Consider the following 21,308-nt stretch of genomic DNA (forward strand, 5'->3'; position numbering starts at 1 on the left):
TCCACTTTTCCGGATCATGCTCATTGCCCCAGCCGTTCGATCAGCGCCGGAGCATGCACCTGGTCGGCCTTGTAATTGCCGGTCAGCGTGTACATCACGATGTTGGCGCCGGCGCGGTAGGCGAATTCGCGCTGGCGGGTGTCGCCGCCGGTCACCGGCAGCATGGCCTGGCCGTCGGGCCGCACCGCCCAGGCGCCGGCGAGGTCGTTCGAGGTGATGATGATCGGCGAGACGCCGTCGCCGCCGCGGGCCGGCCGCTGCGCGCTGTCCTCGTCGTCGTCGCGGGGCAGGGTCTCGACCCAGGTCTGGCCGGTGACGAAGCGGCCCGGGAAGTCGCGCAGCAAATAGAAGGTCTTGGTCAGCACGTGCTCGCGCGGCACCGGCTCGAGCTCGGGCACGTCGAGCGACGACAGGATCTCGCGCAGCGTCTGCATGCCCGGGGTCTGCGCGGCGCCGTTGGCGCCGGGCGGCGCTTCGATCGCGTCGCGGGTGTCGAACAGCACGGTACCGCCTTGCTTCATGTAGGCGTCGATCTTGTTGATGGCGTCCTGCGGCGGCTTGGGCGCGCCCGGCACGATCGGCCAGTAGATCAGCGGGAAGAACGCCAGCTCGTCGCGCGCGGGATCGATGCCGACGGGATCGCCGGCCTCGAGCGCGGTGCGCTGCGCCAGGAACAGCGTCAGTCCCGACAGCCCGGCCTTGACGATGGAGTCGACGTCGGCATTGCCCGTCACGACATAGGCGAGGCGGGTCTGCGACGTCGCCTTCATCGCGAAATCGTCCGTCGCGCTGTCGGCGCGTGACGGCGCGGGCGAGAGCGCGGCGAACAGCAGGCCAAGCACGATCATCGCGGGCGCCGCACGGCGCCGCAGCAGCGCGGCGATTCCGCCGCCGAGCACCGCGACGATGATGGCGTCGACCAGGAACAGCGCCAGCGCCGTCGACAGCAGCCAGCCGCGCAAATCCCGTGGCTCGGCATTGGTGTAGGTGGCATGCCGTGCGCGCAGGCTCGCGGTGTTCAGCGCGGCGATGCGGTCGGCGCTGGCAAGCGTGTTCACGGCGAGCGGTCCTTCGGCCGGGCCATAGAAGCCCGGGGGATGATCTGATGTGGCGCGGTCACGATAATCCGCGGGCAGCGGCTTTGCGGTGGCCGGCGGCGGTCCGAAGGCGCCGAAGCCGTCGAGGATGTGCAGCGGCGCCACCGTCTCGGCGGTCGCTTCGCCTGCAACGCCTGCGCCGGGCTTGGTGGTGTAGCCGGACATGTCGACCACCCGCCGCAGCATTTCGACGAAGGTGCCCGACATCGGCAGATCCGACCAGCGCATGTCAGCGCTGACGTGGAACAGGCTGACCAATCCCTTGCCGCGATGCTCGCCGGTCACCAGCGGCGTGCCGTCTTCCAGCGAGGCCCAGCTCTTGGTGGCGAGCACCGCATCGGGCTCGGCCAGCACCTGGCGGTTGATGGTGACGTCCCTGGGCACAGCAACGCCGGCGAACGGACCGTCGGCCGCGAATGAAGCGAGGTGCTGCGGCTTCTCCCAGGTCAGGCTGCCGCCGAGCGTGCGGCCGCCCTTGCGCAGCTTGACCGGCACCAGATCGTCCTCGGCCTGCGCCAGCCGGGGGCCGGCGAACCGCACCAGCACGCCGCCCTGGTCGATCCAGGCATTGAGGCGCTCGCGCAGCTCCGGCGCGACGGTGCCGACATCGGCGAGGATGATCATCGGCAGCTTCTGGTCCAGAAATTGTGTGATGCCCTGCTGCGGCGAGCCCTTGTCGGCGAGCCTGACGTCGGCGAACGGCGCCAGCGCGCGGGTGAGGTAGAAGGTCGGCGCCAGCAGCGGCTGCGCGGTCTCGCTGGTCGATCCGGAGACGATGCCGATGGCGCGGCGGCGCCAGCGCTTGTCAAGCAGCTGCACCGCGCCGGCGGAGCGCTCGCCCGATATCTCGAGACGCGTGATATCGTTGCGCAGCTCGACCGGCAAATCGAACGCGGCGTCGGTCTCCTTGTCCTGGGGACCGAACGAGAAGCGCGCCTCTCCGATCGGCGAGGCCTTCTGGTCCAGCGCGCGCACGGTGCCGACGGCGATGCCGCTGTCGGTACGCAGCACCTTGACCGTCATCTTCGCCGCGGCGTTCTCGGCCGCGACCAGCGCCAGCGGCGAGGAGGTGCCGCCTTCGAAGATGGTCAGGCTGCGATCGCCGATGGTCTTGCCGAGGCCGGCGACGAAGTCCTCGCCGCGGCCGGTGTCGACGCCGTCGGACAGCCAGGCGATCTCGCAATCGCCGGTGGCTTTCAGGAAACGGTCGACCGCGGTCAGCGTCTCGACGCGGTCGATCGAATAGGGTTTCGGCGTGAGCTGCCGCAGCGCGACACGCGCCGCGCCCGCCGGCATCAGGGTGATGTCGCGGTTCGGCTCGGACAGCGGCACCAGCGCGATGGCGCGGCGATCGGTGTCGGCATTGGCGATCAGCTCGTCGGCGGCCCTGATCCTGACGTCCCAGTGCGAGGCGGCGCTCCAGCCGTCGTCGAGCATGATCATCAGAGGCGCCTTGCTGTCGGCTGCGCCCGTTTGCGGATTCCAGATCGGGCCGGCGGCCGCGAAGATGACGAGCGCCGCAGCCAGGAGACGCAATGCGGTCAGCCACCACGGCGTCCGCGACGGCGTCTCCTCCCGCGGGGCGATGTCGAACAGCAGGCGCGTCGGCGGAAACTCGATGCGGCGCGGCCGCGGCGGCATCACGCGCAGCAGCCACCACAGCACTGGCAGGCTGACGAGGCCGATCAGGAGCAGCGGTTCGGTGAAGGCGAGCGGCAGACCCATCATGCGGCCGGCCCCGCCTTGATCGTCGTGGTGCGGGCGCCCGTCTTGCTCACCTGCATGCCGGCATGCAGGAACAGCAGCAGCTCGGCGGCGGAGCGGTCGGTGGCGTGCGTGGTGAACAGCCAGTCCAGCTTGTTGGTCTCGGCGCGGATCTGGTCGCGGTGCAGCGCCAGCCGCGCGGAGTAATCCTGCGCCCAGCTCTCGGCGCGGCCGGCGGTGATCACGCCGAAGCCTTCGGGCTCGACGAACTCGACGCGGCCGGAATAAGGGAACGATTCCTCGGCGGGATCGACGATCTGCACCAGCGTACCATGCGCACCGGAGCCGGACAGGCCTGCGAGCGTCGTCCTGATCTCGGAGATTGGCGACCAGAAATCCGACAGCACGATCGTCTCGGCAAGCGCAGCAGGGACAAAAGAGGGCGGCAGGCTGAGGCGGTCGGCATCGTCATGCAGCATCGCCTGCGCCATCTTGTCGATCACGCTGCGGCTCGCGGTCGGCGCCATCAGGCCGGGAATGCCGACGCGCTCGCCACCCGACACCAGCAGCTCGGCCAGCGCGAAGGCGACGATCAGCGTGCGCTCGAGCTTGGATTCGCGCGCGGTCTTCGAGGCGAATGCCATCGAGGGCGAACGATCCGGCCAGATCCACACCGTGTGCGAGGCTTCCCATTCGAGCTCGCGGACATAGAGATGGTCGTCGCGCGCCGAGCGGCGCCAGTCGACGTTCTGCGCCGGCTCGCCGGAGACGAAGCGGCGGTATTGCCAGAAATTCTCGCCGGAGCCGGCGCGGCGGCGGCCGTGCAGGCCGTGGATGACGTTGGCGGCGATACGGCGGGCTTCTAACACCAGGCGGGGCAAGGAAGCGGCGAGCGTGCGGCTTTCGCCATCGGCGCGTCGGATCGCGATGATCTCCTTCGCCGGGTGCCCGTTCTCCGCTGCCATCAACCGATCCGCGTCTTGAGCTGCTTGATCACGTCCGGAATCGTGCGGCCTTCGGCGCGTGCCTGGAACGTCAGCGCCATGCGGTGCTTCAGCACGGGTTCGGCGAGGTCGAGCACGTCGTCGACCGAAGGCGCCAGCCGTCCGTCGATCAGCGCACGCGCGCGCACCGCCAGCATCAGCGATTGGCTGGCGCGCGGGCCGGGGCCCCAGGCGATGAACTTGCCGGCTTCGCCGGCGTCCGGACCCGGGCGGGCCGAGCGCACCAGCGACAGGATCGCCTCCACCACGGAATCGCCGACCGGCAGGCGCCGGATCAGCCGTTGCGCGGTGATCAGCGCGTCCGCCGTCATCGATCCCTTAGCCAGCGTCTCCTCGGCGCCGGTGGTCTCGAACAGGATGCGGCGCTCGGCGTCGCGATCGGGATAGTCGACGTCGATCTCCATCAGGAAACGGTCGAGCTGCGCTTCGGGCAGCGGATAGGTTCCCTCCTGCTCCAGCGGGTTCTGCGTCGCGAGCACGTGGAAGGGCTTCGGCAGATCGTGGCGCGCACCGGCCACCGTGATGTGCTGCTCCTGCATCGCCTGCAGCAGCGCCGATTGCGTGCGCGGGCTGGCGCGGTTGATCTCGTCGGCCATCAGAAGCTGCGCGAACACCGGACCCGAAATGAAGCGGAAAGCGCGCTTGCCCGTGGTGCTCTCATCCAGCACCTCGGCGCCGAGAATGTCCGACGGCATCAGGTCGGGCGTGAACTGGATGCGCTTGGCATCCAAACCGAGCGTGACGCCGAGCGTCTCGACCAGCTTGGTCTTGGCAAGGCCGGGCACCCCGATCAGCAGCGCATGGCCGCCGGAGAGAATGGTGACAAGCGTGTTCTCGATCACGCGATCCTGGCCGAAGATGACGGACGCGATCGCTTCCTTCGCCGCGCGAATCTGGCTCGACACCTGCTCGGCCGAACGAACGATCCCGTCCTCGAGCTTCTCGACACTCTCCGCCATCCGTTCGCTCCTTCAGCCCGCCATGCGGCTTGCCTGGGCCGTCATGTCATCGCATCGCGTTTGGTCATCACGTCAGGTCATGGCGCCTATGCTAGACTTGCAGGAAGGCCATGTATTCGTTGAATTAACCTATCCCCACCTTATCGGCTTCGGGTTATGTACGGCATCACGAAGTGGCGACCTTCCACACCGGACTAATCCGGGGGTGGAACCGTGCACCCGAGTACAACGTAGACCTGCACCAATCGTGCCAAAGGACAAAGTCAGGGCAAACCATGGCGAACCAAGGGCAGAGTGCCGATCATGGTCTCGAAGGACTGACCGCCGCCGCCAAAACTGCTGCCAATGCCGAAGGCGCCAGGAAGGGGCTGCCGCCGGTGCATCTGTGGAATCCGCCGTTTTGCGGCGATCTCGACATCCGAATCGCCTCCGATGGTACTTGGTTCTACTTGGGCACGCCAATCGGGCGTCCCGCGCTGGTACGGCTGTTCTCGACCATCCTGAAGCGCGAGGGCGACAAGCATTTCCTGGTCACGCCGGTGGAGAAGGTCGGCATCCGCGTCGACGACGCGCCCTTCATGGCGGTCGAGATGCAGAAGGACGGCGAGGGTAGCCATCGCGTGCTGCGCTTCCGCACCAATGTCGATGACTGGGTCACCTGCGATGCCGCGCACCGGCTGCGATTCGAGCAGGCCGGGAACGGCGGGCTGACGCCGTATCTGCATGTCCGCGCCGATCTCTGGGCCAAGGTCACACGAGCGCTCTATTACGATCTGGTTGACATGGGTGAGGAGCGGATGGTCGATGGCCAGCCGATGTTCGGCGTCGAATCATCAGGTGAATTCTTCGCCATGGCCGATGCGGAGCAGGTGAGGGCCGCGCTTTGAACAAGCCTATCCCCAGAAGCGATCCCGCCATCATGGGCGCGGCGGATTTTTTCGCGCGTTCCAGGGCGAAGCTCGGCTTCGACGTTCCGCTCGGCCTCTACGATCCGAACATCATTCCGGCCTCGGGCGATCCCGGCACCGACAAGATGCTCGAGATCGTCGCGCGCGAGCAGCCGGTGCGCCCCGCGGCGGTCCTGATCGCGGTGGTCGATCATCCCGAGCCGACCATCCTGCTGACACAGCGCTCGGCGCATCTCAACGACCATGCCGGCCAGATCGCGTTTCCCGGCGGCAAGATCGACGCGACCGATTCCTCGCCGCTGGACGCCGCGCTGCGAGAGGCCGAGGAAGAGGTCGGGCTGTCCAGGGACTTCGTCGAGCCGATCGGCTATCTCGATCTCTACGGCACCGCCTTCGGTTTCCGCATCCTGCCGACGGTCGCCAGGGTCAGGCCCGGCTTCGAGCTCACCATCAACCGTTCCGAGGTTGCTGACGCCTTCGAGGTGCCGCTATCCTTCCTGATGAATCCGGTGAACCATCAGGTGCACAGCAAGGAATTCCGCGGCATGGAGCGGTCCTATTACGCGATGCCGTTCGCGGAACGCTACATCTGGGGCGCGACGGCGGGCATGCTGCGTGTGCTGTATGAGCGGATCTATTCATCATGATCCGGCCGGTTCTGACCGAGATCGGAATCTTTCTCGTTCCTTTTGCCGTCTATGCGCTGTTCCTCGCCGCAACCCGCTCCGGCCTGTTCGTTCAAACGTCCTGGCCGGTCACCATCGTCGCGCGCCTTGTCCTGGTCGCGCTGGTGCTGGTGATCGCGGGGCTGATCGGCTTTGCGCATTTCTCCGGCGCCGCCCCGGATTCGACCTACGTTCCCGCCCATGTCGAGAACGGCCGGTTGGTGCCGGGCGTGGAAAAATAGGGGCCGCACGATGAGCGCGGAGCCGCACCTTGCGCCAATTCTTGCCGATGCGCCCTGGCTGACGGCAGGCGGGACCGCGCGCGTCCTGCAATTGCTGGGCGTCGACGGCGAGGAGGCGCGGGTGGTCGGCGGCGCCGTGCGCAACGCGCTGCTCGGCCTGACGCCCGGCGACATCGACATCGCGACCACGGCGCGGCCGGAGGAGGTGATCCGGCGCGCCAAGGCTGCCGGCATCAAGAGCGTGCCGACCGGCATCGACCACGGCACCGTCACGCTGGTCATCGACAGCCACCCCTACGAAGTCACGACGCTGCGCGAGGACACCGAGACCTTCGGCCGCAAGGCCAAGGTCGCATTCGGCCGCGACTGGGTGAAGGATGCCGAGCGGCGCGACTTCACCATGAACGGCCTGTCGGTCGATGCGAGCGGCGTCGTCTACGACCATGTCGGCGGCATCGCGGATGCCAAAGCCCGCCGCGTGCGCTTCATCGGCGATCCCGACCAGCGCATCGCGGAGGATTATCTGCGCATCCTGCGCTTCTTCCGCATCCACGCCGCCTTCGGTGCCGGCGATCCCGACCGCGACGGCTATCTCGCCTGCATCCGGGGGCGTGCGGGTCTGGCCAGCCTCTCGGCCGAGCGGGTGCGGATGGAGATGCTGAAGCTGCTGGTGGCCGGCGGCGCGTCCGCGGCCGTGCTGGCCATGGCCGAGGGCGGATTGCTGCAAGCGCTGACCGGCGGCGTCGCCTATACCGGGCCGCTGTCGGCGATGATCGCGATCGAGCGCGAGCTCGGCCTCGCTGCAAGCAGTACGCGGCGCCTCGCCGCCCTGACCGTCGCCGTGACCGAAGATGCCAAGCGCGTCGCCGCGCGGCTGCGGCTTTCTAATGCCGAGACCAAGGCACTGGATTCGATGGGCCATCGCTGGTGGCGCTTCGCCGTCAAGGACGAGGCGAATGCGCGGCGTCTGCTCTATCGGCTCGGCCCCGAGCGCTATCACGATCGTGTGTTGCTCGGCTGGGCGCGGGCAGGCGGCGACGTCACCTCGACGCGCTGGCGCGCTCTCGCAGAACTGCCGCAGCGCTGGGCTGCGCCGAAATTTCCGCTCAAGGCCGCCGACTTCATCGCGCGCGGTCTGGCGGAGGGGCCCGCGCTCGGACATGTGTTGACGCTCGCCGAGGACGCTTGGCTTGCGGCGGATTTTCCACTAGATGATGCCGCGCTCGCTACCATCGCCGATCAAGCTGCGGCCCGCGTCAGCCGCGACGAGAAAACGTGACCATCGTCTCAGCCTTCGCCGACATCTCGATTTTTCAGCTCCTGCTGGTCGCGTTGATGGCGTTGTTTGCTTCGATCATCGGTGGTCTCGCCGGCTACGGCACCGGCGCCCTGATGCCGCTGGTGCTGGTGCCGCTGGTCGGCGCCGAGCCGGTGGTGCCGATCATCGCGATCTCCGCCATCTTCACCAATTCCAGCCGCGCCGTCGCCTATCTGCGCTATGCCGACCGCCGCCGCGCGCTGATCGTGCTGGCCTGCGCGGCGCTGACGACCGCACTCGGCGCCTACGGCTATACGCGCCTCACCAACGCCGGCGCGGCACTGGTGATCGGCTCGATGCTGATCCTCAGCGTGCCGCTGCGCCGCGTGCTCCGCCGCCGACAGGTGCGGATCGGCGACGGCGGTCTTGCCGCCGGCTCGGTCGGCTACGGCGTGCTGGTCGGCGGCACCTCCGGGTCCGGCGTGATCCTGCTGTCGCTTCTGATGGCCGCAGGCCTCGAGGGCGCCGCCGTGATCGCAACCGACGCCATGATCTCGCTCGGCACCGGCCTGATCAAGATATCGGTGTTCGGCCTTGCCGGCGCCGTCACCGCGCAGGTGCTCGCCTTCGCGCTGCTGATCGGCGCGATCGCGATCCCCGGCGCGTTCCTCGCCAAGGCTTTCGTCGAGCGGATGCCGGTGCACATCCACACCGCGATCCTGGATGTCGCGGTCATCACCGGCGGGCTGGTCATGATTACCGCGGCCGCGCGGCAGCTGGTCGCGTAGGTGGGCCGGGACTGGTCTGGCTTCGCGGCCGACCAACGTCCACGCTCGCGGATCCCCACGTCGGGATTGCGACAACTGGCGGATGGTGTTGCCGGCAGTTGCAACCCGATACCCAAAGCTACAGCCTCCTTGTCGCCTCAGGGAGCTGTTGCGCGGAGCCCGCCATACGGCTATCTTGGGTTGTTGTAAGCGACACATTATGCCGCAGATCGAAGCGCTGAGGTGCTCGATGAATGCAATTTTAGCAACGATTGAACGAAGATCCTTATCAGACCATTTTCCGTCAGCGATTGAGGGATGTGTCGCCGAGGCTGAATATACGGATGCCTTGAATCACCTCCAGGACTACGCCGACAGTTTTTGGCCGCCAGCAAAAAGAGACATCCTCCTCCTCCGAGGCAGGTTCAATCGTTGGCGCTCTGCGCAGCGACAGGGGGTGACGAACACTGAAAACATAAATGACATCGGTTCTGCAATCCTGGATGCCGCGGAAGATATCCGCGCCAACTCGCAAAATCCCCAACGGTCAGGGAGCGGTGGCCTCCCGAAACATCACGCAGCCGCGAAACTGACCCAGCCCGACGACCTCGACCGGCGTGCGGATCAACCCACAGTCGCCGAAGCGCCGAATCTCGAGAAGGCCCAGAAGCTGCACTGGCGGCTCTATAACGAGACAAAGGGTACGCCGGTTTGCAGGCTCGACCTCACAACGAAGAGCTTCGGGCAAGGGGCGTTCGAGCTTCAGCCGGTATCCCTCCAACTTCATAAGGGGCAGATAACGGCTGTCGTGGGACGCAACGCCAGCGGCAAAACGACCTTCCTGCAGCTGTGCGCCGGCAGCCTGCATCCAGACTCGGGTCGCGTGACGTTTCCCGGATTGTCGGACGAGGGGGACGGATGGCGGCAACTGAGGTCGAAGATCGCGATCGTTCCTCAGCTGCCGACGAAATGGCACGGGCCCCTTCGACAAAACCTCAACTATATCGCGTCGGTTCATTGCTCTCGCAAAAGCAGCGCACAAGAAGATGTCGATTGGTATCTGAATCGATATGATCTGCAGGACTACGAAGCTTGCACGTGGGACCAGCTGTCGGGTGGATATCGGATGCGCTTCGAGCTCGTGCGAGCGCTGCTGTCAAAACCAAAATTGGTGCTGCTCGACGAACCCCTGGCCTATTTGGACATCGTAGCTCGCCGGCGCTTTCTGCAGGACTTGTCGTCAATTGCCAGATCTTTGGAAAAGCCTCTGGCGGTGCTCATCACGTCGCAACATCTTCTCGAAGTGGAAATCATCGCCGATCAAATCGTCGTATTCGATGACGGCGCTTGCAAGTATAACGGACCCGTGGAGGGACTAAAGTCCGTGATCAAGTATCGCGTGATCCATGTCACGATCGATGCTCAGCCGAACGAAGTCAAGCAAGCGACGGTCGGTCTGCCCGCAAAGTCGATCGAGCGAACGATCGAGGGCTATATTTTCACCTTTCCGCTCGAAACGCACGGCGCGTCGATCGCGATGCAGCTGTATCGGGAATTCGGAGACCGGCTCAAGGCCGTTCGCGATCTGACAGAATCGACCGAAGCTTACATCGGTTCTGAGAGCCGCGACATTTGGCAAGCACAAAGCACTGCTCATTAGGAGCGTCGCAATGTCTTACGACAAAGTGATGTTGCATCTGTCTCTTCGCTTTCCGCGGGCGTGGCGCGCGCGCGCCGATCTTATCTTGCTCCTTTGTATTTTACTGTACGCCTCCACGGGCTTTCTCTTGAAGATGCAGCAGATCGCTGCGCCCGACTCCAAGCAGGGACGCGCCCTCGTTGGTCTGGTCGCGAGCCTTGCAAGCCTGGGTGCGGCGGGCTTCTGGCTTTATTCGATCAGCAAGAGCCTGCGGCTTCGGGAAATAATCAGAGAGAGCAATCATCCGTTGTTCGCGACGATCTTTTTGGGTTCTGCGCTTTTGCTTGGGCCGATCATTTGGGTGCTCTACCCTGTTCTCAAAGCGGCTATGTTCCAAATCGCCATCAGCCAGCAACTCGGTAGGCAGCCTCAAATGGACAGAGATGTCTCAGTGGCGATCCTGGCGATATTCTATTGGTTTATCTTCCTGGTCGTCGGCACGACCTTCGTCAAATCACTGCTTCTCTCATCGTCGAAATGGGTTTTCGGTGCCTGGCTGCTCAGTGCTTTTTGGCTGTATTCTTGGCTTATCATCGTTGCCGTGCTCGCCAATTTGGCGAGCTCCATGCCGGGCTTGGTCTACATTGGCGAAGCGATGGGCAATCTCGTCGTTGCATTGCCGTTTCTGCTTTATTCGCTGCTTGCCTTCCCCGCACTGCGCGACCTGGCCACTGGTGTCCAGACGTCGGCCGGATTGCTGAGTGCGCTTTGTCTTCCCAACGTGATCCTCACGCTAGCGATTACTTTGCTCGCTTACGAAGTCGGCGCGCATGTCGAGATCCTGAACGCGGCCGCCGTCAAGCTCTTGCCGGTCGTCAGCCTGGAGGTCATGCTGTGGGGCGCGGTGGCTATCGTTCTTTGCCTCTTTGTCGTTCTTTCTGAACTCAGTTTCTATTTCGTGCATCGGTTGGCGCTCCTGCCGCGTGCATGAGCATCGACGCTCCATCTGCCCGTCAGGTCGGTCACCTCGGGGCCACGCCGGCGGCGATCAATTCGCCAAGACGTGGCAATCCCATGATGTCCCGCATGAGAACGCCCTCGTTCGCAAAGATCCTCTCGCCGTGCCGGTTCTTGATCAAATTTCCTCCGGCTCGATGAATCGCGATGACTTGCCAGTCGTCATTGAAGACCGGCGAGCCGCTCGAGCCCGGCAACGTGTCCGTCATGTAGTGAAGCCGGCTTTCGAAGATATTAACGATCTCGTTCGCCGTGAGCCCGATTTGCTTCAGTCCGCCGTTCGGATGCTGGATGATGGTGACGTGGTCACCTAGCTCCGGCAATTTTTTGACCTCGCCTGTCAGCTGCCCCCATGAGGAGATGCCGATCGGGGTATCGCCCTGAGCGATCTTGACGATGGTGCAATCCAGTTCTGGGTCCGTCGCAAATCGGCTGGAATCCAAGCGATACGGCGTGACCGGGCAAAGCCTCCCAGTCTCATCCTCCTGAAAGTTGAACTCGACCGTCGCGGCGTCCGCTTCTTCCGCGGACCGTAGGACGTGATTGTTCGTGACAAGCATGCCACATCCCATGACGAAGCCGCTTCCCAATCCTGCCGGAGAGACCACGCGGCAAACCGATCTCGCGCGATTGAGACCCTCATGTAACCAGGAAAGGCTCTTGAGTGTAGTTCTTCCCCAGACCTTCTCCGGAGAAGCAGGTTCGGGCGCGGGCAGATCGATGGGGGCCTGCTTCACCGGCAGCTTGCCACTGCTCAGAAGCAGCCGCTCTGCGTCTTCCAGCAGATCCAAGACGGCCGAGGAAATCTGTGCCATCGCCCGGTCGTGATATTGATCGTCGGTCGTGCCGCGCCGGCGATTTCTCCCGGCCAGTTTCAAACGTCCCAATTGGAGAATTGCTTCCTTGTCGAAGCTGCGAAATTTCGTGGCTGCGCCATCATGGCGGTATTGAGCGCTCAAAACATTCCGAAACTCTTCGAGGGCCTGGCCCACTTCTCCATTCGCCACATAGTCGCGAAGAGTGTCGAACAATGCGTCCGTCGGTCTGCTCATCGGCAAAACCTTCGTTTTTCACCGGAGCGCAAACGTACCACAAAGAAACCGTGGCGCGAGCCAATCGGCAAAAGAAAGATCTGTCCCGTTCGTCGACCGGATGGTCGCGAGAGAGATCGGAAAGGGCGGGGCCGACATTAAACCCGATGTCAGGAAAACCCAATGTCAGCGCGTCCGCAGCGTGCAGGCGATGCGGCCGCTGTCGAACTGCGATTGGCAGAGACAACGGACGCCAGGCGCGCTGGAGCACTGCGTTCCTCGATGTCGCGGTGGTCACCGGCGGGCTGGCGATGATCTCGGCGGCGGCGAGGCAGCTGATCGCGTAGACGACCCGGCTCAGCGCACAGGCGCATCGGGCGTTGCGTTCAACGGCGCTCCCCCGACCGATATCGGACCGGACGGGGCCGGTGCGCGCGGTGGCCTCTTTTGCTTCGGGGCGACGCGCGCTGTCGCTGCTGGCGAAACGGGAGGCACTGAAGCCGATGGCATCGCTACATTGGGCGCGGTCAGCGGAGCCGGCGCGACCGATGCCTGCGGGGCCGGGCTCTTCAGTGCGTCAATTTTCGAATTGAGGGTGGCAAGTTGACCGACGATCGCCTTGAGCTGCTCCTGCTGGTCGGCGATGGCCCTGTCGACAGCTGCCAGGTCGTCGGCCGTTTTTTGTTGCGCGGCGAGCAATTCGGTCATGATCGCCTTGTCACCGGATCTGCTGTCGGCATCCCCATCCTCGCGTCCGGAGGACTGACTGAACAATCCCGGATTCAGCCAGACGTAACCCACCCCTGCGCCTGCGAGCGCCAGGACAACGGCCACGAAGAGCGCAAACGGCCATCGGCGACGAGGCGCGGGCACAAAGGGCGGTGGGTCCACAACTGGCCAACTCGGAGGCGATTCGATGCTCATCCGAACGTCCTAGTCAGCCTTTTCGTCCAACGCAATTGGTGCGGCAGCGATCGGCAGCCGTGAGCAATGAACGCCCGCAGCTGGCACCCGATCAAGGCTTGTCCGCAGCGGCGCCTGCGTCAGCGCGGGCATTCGGCGCCGCTATCGATCCAGGCCTGCACCAGTTCGCCCGCCGCCTGCTGGCTGCCCGGAGCCGGCTTGCGGCCCTCGCCCGGATTCCAACCCCACGCGACGAGATCATCCTTGGCGATGTGTTCCTCCAGGGCGGCGAGGTCACGACCGCCGTTGAGCTGGACGTCCTTCAACTGGCGGCAAATCTCGCCCAACGACTTGCCTTCCCACGCCATGGACAGTGGCGCGAAGCCCCATCGCGGATGACCGGGAATGCTTCGGTAGGTGGCCGCTTCATGAAGCGAGAAGTTCTTCCCGCCATGGCAACCGGAGCAATTGACCTCGAAATGCCCGGTCTCGGCACGCCATATGGGCGGCACATGCTCGTGGCTATCGTCGCCCTGCAACGGATGATCTCCGGCCGGGTGGCAATTCATGCAACGCGGATTGGTGAGCACCTTGCCGATTTCCTCGAACAGCGCGCGCGAGCGATCGGCTGGATTTGAAATCGAGGAAAACTCCGCGGCATTCCGCAGCGTTGTGGAAGCGGATGACGGGTCGGCACCGCTCGGGCGAGAGCCAGCCATCGCTACGACGAAAGCGATTATCGCTAGGCTTCCGGCCCGAACGGCGAATTGAGGCGCGCGGATCATGACATCCTAATCGACGCCTCCGGGTTTGGTTCCCGCGCCGCCAGGATGAGATCCTGACCGCGCCTATTCCTCGTCTTCGTCGTCCTCGTCGTCTTCATCCTCGTCCAACTCTTCCAGTTGTTCGAGCACGGCGAGCGGCAGCGTCTCGCGAAACAAATCGCCTTCCACGCCCATCCAGAGACAGAGGACGTCGTCGCCCTTCACTTCGGCGACGGTGAGCGGCTGGCCGCCGGATTTCAGCATGACGATATCGCCGGCTTTCAGTTCCATGGATGGTCCTTTCAGGTTGGTTGATTTGAGAAGCTAGCAAGCCGGCATGACACGCCGATCACGGGATCGGGACCCGCGAATGCCCGGCTGGCGTCAACTTTCGAAGCTTCTGTGGCAGAGGTTCGAGTGGGGGATCGCTCGATGGTCACCAGGGGATGTTCCGTCCCGGGCGCGGCGATGATTGCATCATGCGCCCGTTTTGCCCGACGGGTCAAGCCATTTCGTAAAATCAGCATCCCGTTTTTGGCGCGCCGTAAGCCGTTGTTATTGCAGCAGCCGTCTACTGTGCATGGGGTTGTTTTTCGATATTTTGCTTTTGGTCAGGGCCGGTCCGGCACCAGTTCGGTCAGCGATCGGATGATCCGGTCGGGCCTGACGGGCGAGCCTTCGGGCAGGCCGTCGCCGTGCACGTCGATCCAGATCGAGTAGATGCCGAGGCGCTGCGGCGTCACCACTTCCCATTCCAGATTGTCGCCGATCATCCAGGTGTCCGCAGGCGTGACGCCGAGCGCTTGCATCGCGTGCAGATAGGCGCGCTCCTCGGGCTTGCCGAAACCGTGTTCGCCCTCGATCTGGATGTGGTCGAAGCGGTGCGCCAGCTCGAAGCGCTCGACCTTGGCGCGCTGGGTGTCGGCGGCGCCGTTGGTCACCAGCGCGAGCTTGATGCCGAGCGCCTTCAATTGGTCGATCGCCTCATGCGCGCCGGGGAAGACGAACATCTCCTCCTCGCGATAGGTGGTGAAGCGGTCGGCGAGACGGATGGCGAGGTCGTCGGGCAGGGCGCGGTGGCCGGCCGCTGCGAGCGCGGCAAAGCCTCCCTTGACCGTCAGGTGCCGCGCCTCGGCGAGCTTCATCCGCCACGCGGCTTCCGCGTTCGCCCAGAAGTTTCGCGCGAAAGCGAGGACCGTGGTTGCGACCAACTCGGGCGGCAGCGGCGCAAGCTCGTCCGCAAATTCCCTGGCGATCGTGTTCCAGGCGATCTCGGGCCGGCCATAGGCCGACAGGATGGTGTCGTCCATGTCGATCAGCATGGCGCGGGGCAGCGGCTTCGAGATGGATTTCATGGTCATGGCCACTTCACCTCCGGCGGCATCGACGACAGGATCGAATCGACATTGCCGCCGGTCTTGAGCCCGAAGATGGTGCCGCGATCATAGAGCAGGTTGAATTCGACATAGCGGCCGCGCCGGATCAGCTGCTCCTCGCGGTCGGCAGCGGTCCAGGCGTTCGCGAAATTGCGCCTGACGATCTCGGGGTAGACCTTCAGGAACGCGCGGCCGACGTCCTGGGTGAAGGCGAGATCGGCGTCCCAGTCGCCGCTGTCGTGCCAGTCGTAGAAGATGCCGCCGATGCCGCGCGCCTCTTTGCGGTGCGGCAGGTAGAAATATTCGTCGCACCACTTCTTGTACTTGTCGTAATCGGCAACGCGGTTCGGCTGTGCGCAGGCCTGCTTCATCGCGGCGTGGAAGGCGACGGTGTCGGCATCGTCCTGCGTCCGCCTTCGGTCCAGCACCGGCGTGAGGTCGGCGCCGCCGCCGAACCAGGCTTTGGTGGTGACGACGAAGCGGGTGTTCATGTGCACGGCGGGCACGTTCGGATTGCGCATATGCGCGATCAGCGAGATGCCCGAAGCCCAGAATCTCGGATCCTCCGCGGCGCCGGGAATCTGGGCGCGAAATTCGGGCGCGAACTCGCCATGCACGGTCGAGCAGTGCACGCCGACCTTCTCGAACAGGCGGCCATGCATCATCGACATCACGCCGCCACCGCCGGGCGCGCCGGTATGGTCGGTGCGCTGCCAGGGTGTGCGCTTGAAGCGGCCGGCCTCGCCCGGGTAGAGGCTTTGCGGAGCGTCGTCCTCGAGCCGTTCGAAGCTCGCGCAGATGTCGTCGCGCAAGGCTTCGAACCAGGCGCGGGCGCGGGTCTTGCGGTCTTCGATCGTCGCCATGTCCATCTGCATTCCCTGTCGCCCATCACGCGGAGTGTGCCGTAGTGCCGTAGGGTGGGCAAAGGCGCTCCTGCGCCGTGCCCACGTCCTTTATCGTCATCCTGAATGGTGGGCGCGCTTCGCTTTGCCCATCCTACGAGATCTGTCCTATCTGATGCCGAGCGATTTGTGCGTCTGCACGCTGAGCCGCCATTGCGGATGGCGCAGGCAGTAGTCGATCGCGCGCGCGGTGTTCTCGACGACCTCGGGGCCGTCCATCGGCTGCAGCGAGAAGCGCTCGAAGGCGAGGTCCTCGAAGGTTTCAGGGGCGGCGAGGGCCTGCGGATAGACCAGCTTCAGCTCATGGCCCTGGCGCAGCACCAGCTCGCTGCCGCCCTTGGGGCTGACGCAGATCCAGTCGAGCCCCTCGGGAGCTGCCATGGTGCCGTTGGTCTCGACGCCGATCTCGAAGCCGCGTGCGTGGAGCGCCTCGATCAGCGCGGCGTCGACCTGGAGCAGCGGCTCGCCGCCGGTCAGCACCACGTAGCGGTTGGCAACGGTGGCACGCCATTGCGCGGCGATGGTGTCGGCGAGTTCCGCGGCCGAGCCGTAGCGGCCGCCGAGGGTGCCGTCAGTCCCGACGAAATCCGTGTCGCAGAACTTGCAGGTGGCCTCAAAGCGGTCCGCCTCGCGGCCGCTCCAGAGGTTGCAGCCGGCAAAACGGCAGAACACGGACGCGCGCCCGGCATGGGCGCCTTCGCCTTGCAGGGTCAGGAAGATTTCCTTGACCGCGTAACTCACTCGTCTCTCCTCAATCCGTCAGGCTTGCGGGTTCCGGACCTGCCGCAGCGCCTCGCCGGCGGCCATGGCCGCGGTCATGGCGACATTGAGCGACCGCAGCCCCGCCTTGATCGGGATCACCAGCCGCGCATCGGCGGCCTCGACCACCGCGTCGGTGACGCCGGCGCTCTCGCGCCCGAATAGCAGGATGTCCGACGTCTGGTAACGGAAATCGCGGTAGTCGGTGGCAGCTTTGGTCGTGAACAGCAGCAGGCGGTAGCCATGCGCCGCGCGCCAATCCTCGAATTTCGACCAGGAGTCATGGCGGGTCAGGCTGACATGGTCGAGGTAGTCCATTCCCGCCCGGCGGAACAGGCGGTCGGAGACGGGGAAGCCCGCCGGTTCTATGATGTGGGCGGCGATGCCCAGGCAGGCGCAAAGCCTGAGAATCGTGCCGGTGTTCTGGGCGATGTCGGGTTGGAAAAGCGCGATCTGCATGGGCTGTTCGAGGGTTGTAGCGAGTGCGATGCGGGGCCGGAAATGTCTCAATAAAACATCGCCGGCCGCGGAATTCGTGCATGGCACGCTCCCGCGCCGATAGCGGGCTTGCGCTCGCCCGGCAAGGGTGCCAATAGAACGATTCTGGACTGCTGTTTCACCCGTTTAGAGGTGAATGAGCGAAGTTCTGCCGCCGCGGGGGGCCGCGGGCGCCGGCAGACTGTTCCGGGGACCTTGGGGGCTCCTGGAGCGGTTCCACCGGCTGCACAAGAAGAAAGGGTTGGAATCGTGACGACAGCGTCTTCGGCGGACCATCCGACACGCCGTGATTTCTTATTCGTTGCAACCGGGGCAGCTGCAGCAGTAGGGGGCGCAGCTGCGCTCTGGCCCTTCATCTCTCAAATGAATCCGGACGCTTCGACCATCGCCGCCGGTGCGCCGATCGAGGTCGATCTGACCCCGGTCGCCGAGGGGCAGGATATCAAGGTGTTCTGGCGCGGCAAGCCGATCTACATCAGCCACCGCACCAAGAAGCAGATCGACGAGGCGCGCGCCGTCAACGTGGCGAGCCTGCCTGATCCGCAGTCCGACGAGGCCCGGGTCAAGTCCGGCCACGAGCAATGGCTGGTCGTGATCGGCATCTGCACCCATCTCGGCTGCATCCCGATCGCCCATGAAGGCAATTACGACGGGTTCTTCTGCCCCTGCCATGGTTCGCAGTACGATTCGTCCGGCCGCATCCGCCAGGGGCCCGCGCCCGCGAACCTGCCGGTGCCGCCGTACACTTTCGTTTCCGACACCAAAATCCAGATCGGCTGAGCCTCGGACCCGCGTCCGAAGCTTCGCGCCGTCTCGTCGTTTTATTTCCTCAGGATCGCATCATGAGCGGACCATCCGACTTCCAGCCGAGTAACCCGGCCCTGCAATGGCTCGAGCGGCGCCTGCCGATCCTCGGCCTCATGCATTCTTCCTTCGTCGTCTATCCCACCCCGCGTAACCTGAACTATTGGTGGACCTTCGGCGCCATCCTCTCCTTCATGCTGGGGATGCAGATCCTGACCGGCGTGATCCTGGCGATGCACTATACGCCGCATGCCGATCTCGCCTTCAAGTCGGTCGAACTGCTTGTCCGCGACGTCAATTACGGCTGGCTGCTCCGAAACATGCACGCCTGCGGCGCGTCGATGTTCTTCTTCGCGGTCTACATCCACATGCTGCGCGGTCTGTACTACGGTTCCTACAAGGAGCCGCGCGAAGTGCTGTGGATCCTCGGCGTCATCATCTACCTGCTGATGATGGCGACCGGCTTCATGGGCTACGTGCTGCCGTGGGGCCAGATGAGCTTCTGGGGCGCCACCGTCATCACCAATCTGTTCTCCGCCATTCCCTATGTCGGCGAGAGCATCGTGACGCTGTTGTGGGGCGGCTATTCGGTCGGCAACCCGACGCTGAACCGCTTCTTCTCGCTGCATTACCTGCTGCCGTTCCTGATCGCGGGTGTCGTCGTCCTCCACGTCTGGGCGCTCCACGTCGCCGGCCAGAACAATCCTGACGGCGTCGAGCCGAAGACGGAAAAGGACACGGTGCCTTTCACGCCGCATGCGACCATCAAGGACGGCTTCGGCGTCGCCTGCTTCCTGCTGCTCTACGCCTGGTTCATCTTCTACATGCCGAACTATCTCGGCGACGCCGACAACTACATTCCGGCGAACCCGGGCGTGACCCCACCGCACATCGTGCCGGAATGGTATTACCTGCCGTTCTACGCGATCCTGCGCTCGATCCCGAACAAGCTCGCCGGCGTCATCGGGATGTTCTCGGCGATCATCATCCTGTGCTTTCTGCCCTGGCTGGACGCCGCGAAGACGAGGTCGTCGAAGTACCGTCCGCTGGCCAAGCAGTTCTTCTGGATCTTCGTCGCGGTCTGCATCCTGCTCGGCTATCTCGGCGCGCAGCCGCCGGAAGGCATCTATGTGATCGCCGGCCGGGTTCTGACGGTCTGCTACTTCGCCTACTTCCTGATCGTGCTGCCGCTGCTCGCACGTATCGAGAGGCCGCGGCCGGTGCCGAACTCGATCTCGGAGGCGATCCTGGCCAAGGGCGGCAAGGCTGTTGCTTCTGTCGCGGTCATGCTCGTCGCCGCCGGCGCGCTGTTCCTCGGCAGCATGCAGGATGCCCGCGCCTCCGAAGGCAGCGACAAGCCGCCGGGCAACAAATGGTCGTTCTCGGGCCCGTTCGGTAAATACGACCGCGGCGCGCTGCAGCGCGGCCTGAAGGTCTACAAGGAAGTCTGTTCCAGCTGCCACGGCCTGTCCTATATCGCCTTCCGCAACCTCGCCGAGGCCGGCGGACCCGGCTATTCCGTGGCGCAGGCGGCGGCGTTCGCGTCCGAGTACAAGGTCAAGGACGGCCCGAATGACGCGGGTGACATGTTCGAGCGCCCCGGCCGTCCGGCCGACTATTTCCCCTCGCCGTTCCCGAACGAGCAGGCCGCGCGTGCGGCGAACGGTGGCGCGGCGCCCCCCGATCTGTCGCTGATCACCAAGGCGCGCTCCTACGGCCGCGGCTTTCCGATGTTCATCGTCGACTTCTTCACCCAGTACCAGGAGCAGGGTCCGGACTACGTCGACGCGATTTTGCAGGGCTTCGAGGACAAGGTGCCGGAGGGCGTCACCATTCCAGAAGGCTCGTACTACAACAAATACTTCCCGGGCCACGCGATCAAGATGCCGAAGCCGCTCAGCGACGGCCAGGTGACCTATGACGACGGCTCCCCGGCCACGGTCGCGCAGTACGCCAAGGACGTCACGACCTTCCTGATGTGGACCGCCGAGCCGCACATGGAAGCGCGCAAGCGCCTCGGTTTCCAGGTGTTCATCTTCCTGATCCTGTTCGCTGGCCTGATGTACTTCACCAAGAAGAAGGTCTGGGCCAGCTCGCACTGAGCGAACGGCGAGACGAAATGAAAGAGCCCCCGCGAGGGGGCTTTTTTGTTGGGTCGACTCTCCCGGCATCCATCATCCACCGGCTCCGTGGCGAAATGGATTCCGGGCTCGCGCTATCGCGCGCCCCGGAATGACGACAGTGTGGATTGCTTCACGCGCCCGCACCGGCCAAAATAGCAACAACCGCTCCCCAGAAACTCATCGGAGGACACCATGGGAACCGCCATCACCTTCAAGCGTCCGGACGGCAAGGACGCCTCGGGCTATCTCGCCAATGCCGCGCGCGGCAACGCGCCGGGCGTGGTCGTGATCCAGGAATGGTGGGGCCTGTCCGACCAGATCAAGGGCCTGTGCGACCGCTTCGCGCTGGCCGGTTTCGACGCGCTGGCGCCCGATCTCTACAAGGGCAAGGTGGTGCCGTATCACGACACGGACAGCGCCAACAAGGAGATGAACTCGCTCGACTTCATGGACGCCACCACGCAGACCGTGCGCGGCGCCGCGCAATATCTGTCGCGGAACGGTGCCAAGGTCGGGCTGACCGGCTTCTGTCTCGGCGGCGCCGTCACCATCATCGGCTCGGTGCATGTGCCTGAGCTTGCGGCCGGCGTCGTGTTCTACGGCATCCCGCCGGAGCAGGCGGCCAAGCCCGCCGACGTCAAGATCCCGCTCCAGGCCCATTTCGCGAACAAGGACGATTGGTGCACGCCGGAGCTGGTCAACGGCTTCGAAAAGGCCATGAAGGCCGCCGGCAAGTCGCTGGAGTTGTTCCGCTATGACGCCGAGCACGCCTTCGTCAACGAACAGCGCCAGGCCGTGCACGACCGCGAAGCCGCCGAACTCGCCTGGGGCCGGGCGACGGAGTTTTTTCACAAGCATCTGGGGTAGTGTGTCGCCCTGAGCCGCCGG

Annotated in this window: 21 protein-coding genes; 10 read left to right on the top strand and 11 right to left on the bottom strand. The window is 64.7% G+C overall.

Going from position 1 to position 21,308, the window contains the following annotated elements; genetic code table 11:
* Positions 1-20: 20 nt before the first annotated feature.
* Genes CIT40_RS08590 through CIT40_RS08600 form a run of 3 tightly spaced genes read right to left on the bottom strand, consistent with a single transcriptional unit; the run spans position 21 to position 4,764 of the window.
* A complete protein-coding gene (locus tag CIT40_RS08590; protein WP_094892699.1) occupies positions 21-2,825 on the bottom strand; it encodes a DUF4159 domain-containing protein in 2,805 nt (934 codons plus the stop codon).
* Complete coding sequence (locus CIT40_RS08595; protein WP_094892698.1) at positions 2,822-3,766, bottom strand: DUF58 domain-containing protein; 945 nt, start codon at positions 3,764-3,766, stop codon at positions 2,822-2,824. The genes CIT40_RS08590 and CIT40_RS08595 overlap by 4 nt, the downstream gene beginning before the upstream one ends.
* The gene (locus tag CIT40_RS08600; protein ID WP_094892697.1) at positions 3,766-4,764 is read right to left on the bottom strand and encodes an AAA family ATPase; all 999 of its coding nucleotides are present in this window, start codon (positions 4,762-4,764) and stop codon (positions 3,766-3,768) included. Before CIT40_RS08600 ends, CIT40_RS08595 begins: the two co-directional genes overlap by 1 nt.
* Before the next feature lie 275 nt (positions 4,765-5,039).
* Here CIT40_RS08600 and CIT40_RS08605 point away from each other — a divergent pair, with 275 nt between their 5' ends.
* The 7 genes from CIT40_RS08605 (at position 5,040) to CIT40_RS08635 (ending at position 11,234) form a co-directional block, all read left to right on the top strand.
* Positions 5,040-5,651, top strand: coding sequence for a DUF1285 domain-containing protein (locus CIT40_RS08605; protein ID WP_094892696.1), 612 nt, complete (start codon positions 5,040-5,042; stop codon positions 5,649-5,651).
* On the top strand, positions 5,648-6,319 hold the full coding sequence (locus CIT40_RS08610) for a CoA pyrophosphatase (protein WP_094892695.1): 672 nt from the start codon (positions 5,648-5,650) through the stop codon (positions 6,317-6,319). The genes CIT40_RS08605 and CIT40_RS08610 overlap by 4 nt, the downstream gene beginning before the upstream one ends.
* On the top strand, positions 6,316-6,579 hold the full coding sequence (locus tag CIT40_RS08615) for a DUF6111 family protein (RefSeq protein WP_094892694.1): 264 nt from the start codon (positions 6,316-6,318) through the stop codon (positions 6,577-6,579). Before CIT40_RS08610 ends, CIT40_RS08615 begins: the two co-directional genes overlap by 4 nt.
* Before the next feature lie 10 nt (positions 6,580-6,589).
* Positions 6,590-7,858: a CCA tRNA nucleotidyltransferase gene (locus CIT40_RS08620; protein WP_094892693.1), complete on the top strand. Its 1,269-nt coding sequence runs from the start codon at positions 6,590-6,592 to the stop codon at positions 7,856-7,858.
* Positions 7,855-8,625: a sulfite exporter TauE/SafE family protein gene (locus CIT40_RS08625; protein ID WP_094892692.1), complete on the top strand. Its 771-nt coding sequence runs from the start codon at positions 7,855-7,857 to the stop codon at positions 8,623-8,625. The genes CIT40_RS08620 and CIT40_RS08625 overlap by 4 nt, the downstream gene beginning before the upstream one ends.
* 199 nt (positions 8,626-8,824) lie before the next feature.
* The gene (locus CIT40_RS08630; RefSeq protein ID WP_162307410.1) at positions 8,825-10,264 is read left to right on the top strand and encodes an ATP-binding cassette domain-containing protein; all 1,440 of its coding nucleotides are present in this window, start codon (positions 8,825-8,827) and stop codon (positions 10,262-10,264) included.
* Positions 10,265-10,274: 10 nt separating this feature from the next.
* Complete coding sequence (locus CIT40_RS08635; RefSeq protein WP_094892690.1) at positions 10,275-11,234, top strand: hypothetical protein; 960 nt, start codon at positions 10,275-10,277, stop codon at positions 11,232-11,234.
* 31 nt (positions 11,235-11,265) lie between these two features.
* On the opposite strand, the gene CIT40_RS08640 is transcribed toward CIT40_RS08635, so the two are convergent.
* From CIT40_RS08640 to CIT40_RS08675, 8 genes are all read right to left on the bottom strand, one after another.
* Positions 11,266-12,312: a trypsin-like peptidase domain-containing protein gene (locus CIT40_RS08640; RefSeq protein WP_094892689.1), complete on the bottom strand. Its 1,047-nt coding sequence runs from the start codon at positions 12,310-12,312 to the stop codon at positions 11,266-11,268.
* Positions 12,313-12,648: 336 nt separating this feature from the next.
* On the bottom strand, positions 12,649-13,215 hold the full coding sequence (locus CIT40_RS08645; protein ID WP_148667186.1) for a hypothetical protein: 567 nt from the start codon (positions 13,213-13,215) through the stop codon (positions 12,649-12,651).
* A gap of 119 nt (positions 13,216-13,334) precedes the next feature.
* Positions 13,335-13,979, bottom strand: coding sequence for an Isoquinoline 1-oxidoreductase subunit (locus tag CIT40_RS08650; RefSeq protein ID WP_094892687.1), 645 nt, complete (start codon positions 13,977-13,979; stop codon positions 13,335-13,337).
* A 63-nt stretch (positions 13,980-14,042) separates the two neighbouring features.
* Positions 14,043-14,249 (bottom strand): DUF2158 domain-containing protein, encoded by a 207-nt coding sequence (locus CIT40_RS08655; RefSeq protein ID WP_094892686.1) that lies wholly within the window; start codon positions 14,247-14,249, stop codon positions 14,043-14,045.
* A 320-nt stretch (positions 14,250-14,569) separates the two neighbouring features.
* Entirely contained in the window at positions 14,570-15,319 is a 750-nt protein-coding gene (locus CIT40_RS08660; protein WP_162307411.1) for an HAD family hydrolase, read from the bottom strand.
* Entirely contained in the window at positions 15,316-16,203 is an 888-nt protein-coding gene (gene hemF / locus CIT40_RS08665; protein ID WP_094892684.1) for an oxygen-dependent coproporphyrinogen oxidase, read from the bottom strand. The genes CIT40_RS08660 and hemF overlap by 4 nt, the downstream gene beginning before the upstream one ends.
* Positions 16,204-16,344: 141 nt before the next feature.
* Positions 16,345-16,977 (bottom strand): 7-carboxy-7-deazaguanine synthase, encoded by a 633-nt coding sequence (gene queE / locus CIT40_RS08670; protein WP_094892683.1) that lies wholly within the window; start codon positions 16,975-16,977, stop codon positions 16,345-16,347.
* A gap of 18 nt (positions 16,978-16,995) precedes the next feature.
* Positions 16,996-17,454, bottom strand: a complete 459-nt coding sequence (locus CIT40_RS08675) for a tRNA (cytidine(34)-2'-O)-methyltransferase (RefSeq protein ID WP_094892682.1) — start codon at positions 17,452-17,454, stop codon at positions 16,996-16,998.
* A 288-nt stretch (positions 17,455-17,742) separates the two neighbouring features.
* Between CIT40_RS08675 and petA the strand changes: the two genes are divergently transcribed.
* The 3 genes from petA to CIT40_RS08690 all read left to right on the top strand — a co-directional run bounded on the left by petA (position 17,743) and on the right by CIT40_RS08690 (position 21,287).
* Entirely contained in the window at positions 17,743-18,273 is a 531-nt protein-coding gene (petA, locus tag CIT40_RS08680) for a ubiquinol-cytochrome c reductase iron-sulfur subunit (RefSeq protein WP_094892681.1), read from the top strand.
* A gap of 62 nt (positions 18,274-18,335) precedes the next feature.
* A complete protein-coding gene (gene fbcH, locus CIT40_RS08685; protein WP_094892680.1) occupies positions 18,336-20,399 on the top strand; it encodes a cytochrome b/c1 in 2,064 nt (687 codons plus the stop codon).
* Between the two features lie 213 nt (positions 20,400-20,612).
* Positions 20,613-21,287 carry a dienelactone hydrolase family protein gene (locus tag CIT40_RS08690; protein WP_094892679.1) on the top strand — a complete coding sequence of 225 codons (675 nt, stop codon included), beginning with the start codon at positions 20,613-20,615 and terminating at the stop codon, positions 21,285-21,287.
* Positions 21,288-21,308 lie beyond the last annotated feature (21 nt).

The organism is Bradyrhizobium amphicarpaeae (assembly GCF_002266435.3).
In the GTDB taxonomy this organism is placed as follows: domain Bacteria; phylum Pseudomonadota; class Alphaproteobacteria; order Rhizobiales; family Xanthobacteraceae; genus Bradyrhizobium; species Bradyrhizobium amphicarpaeae.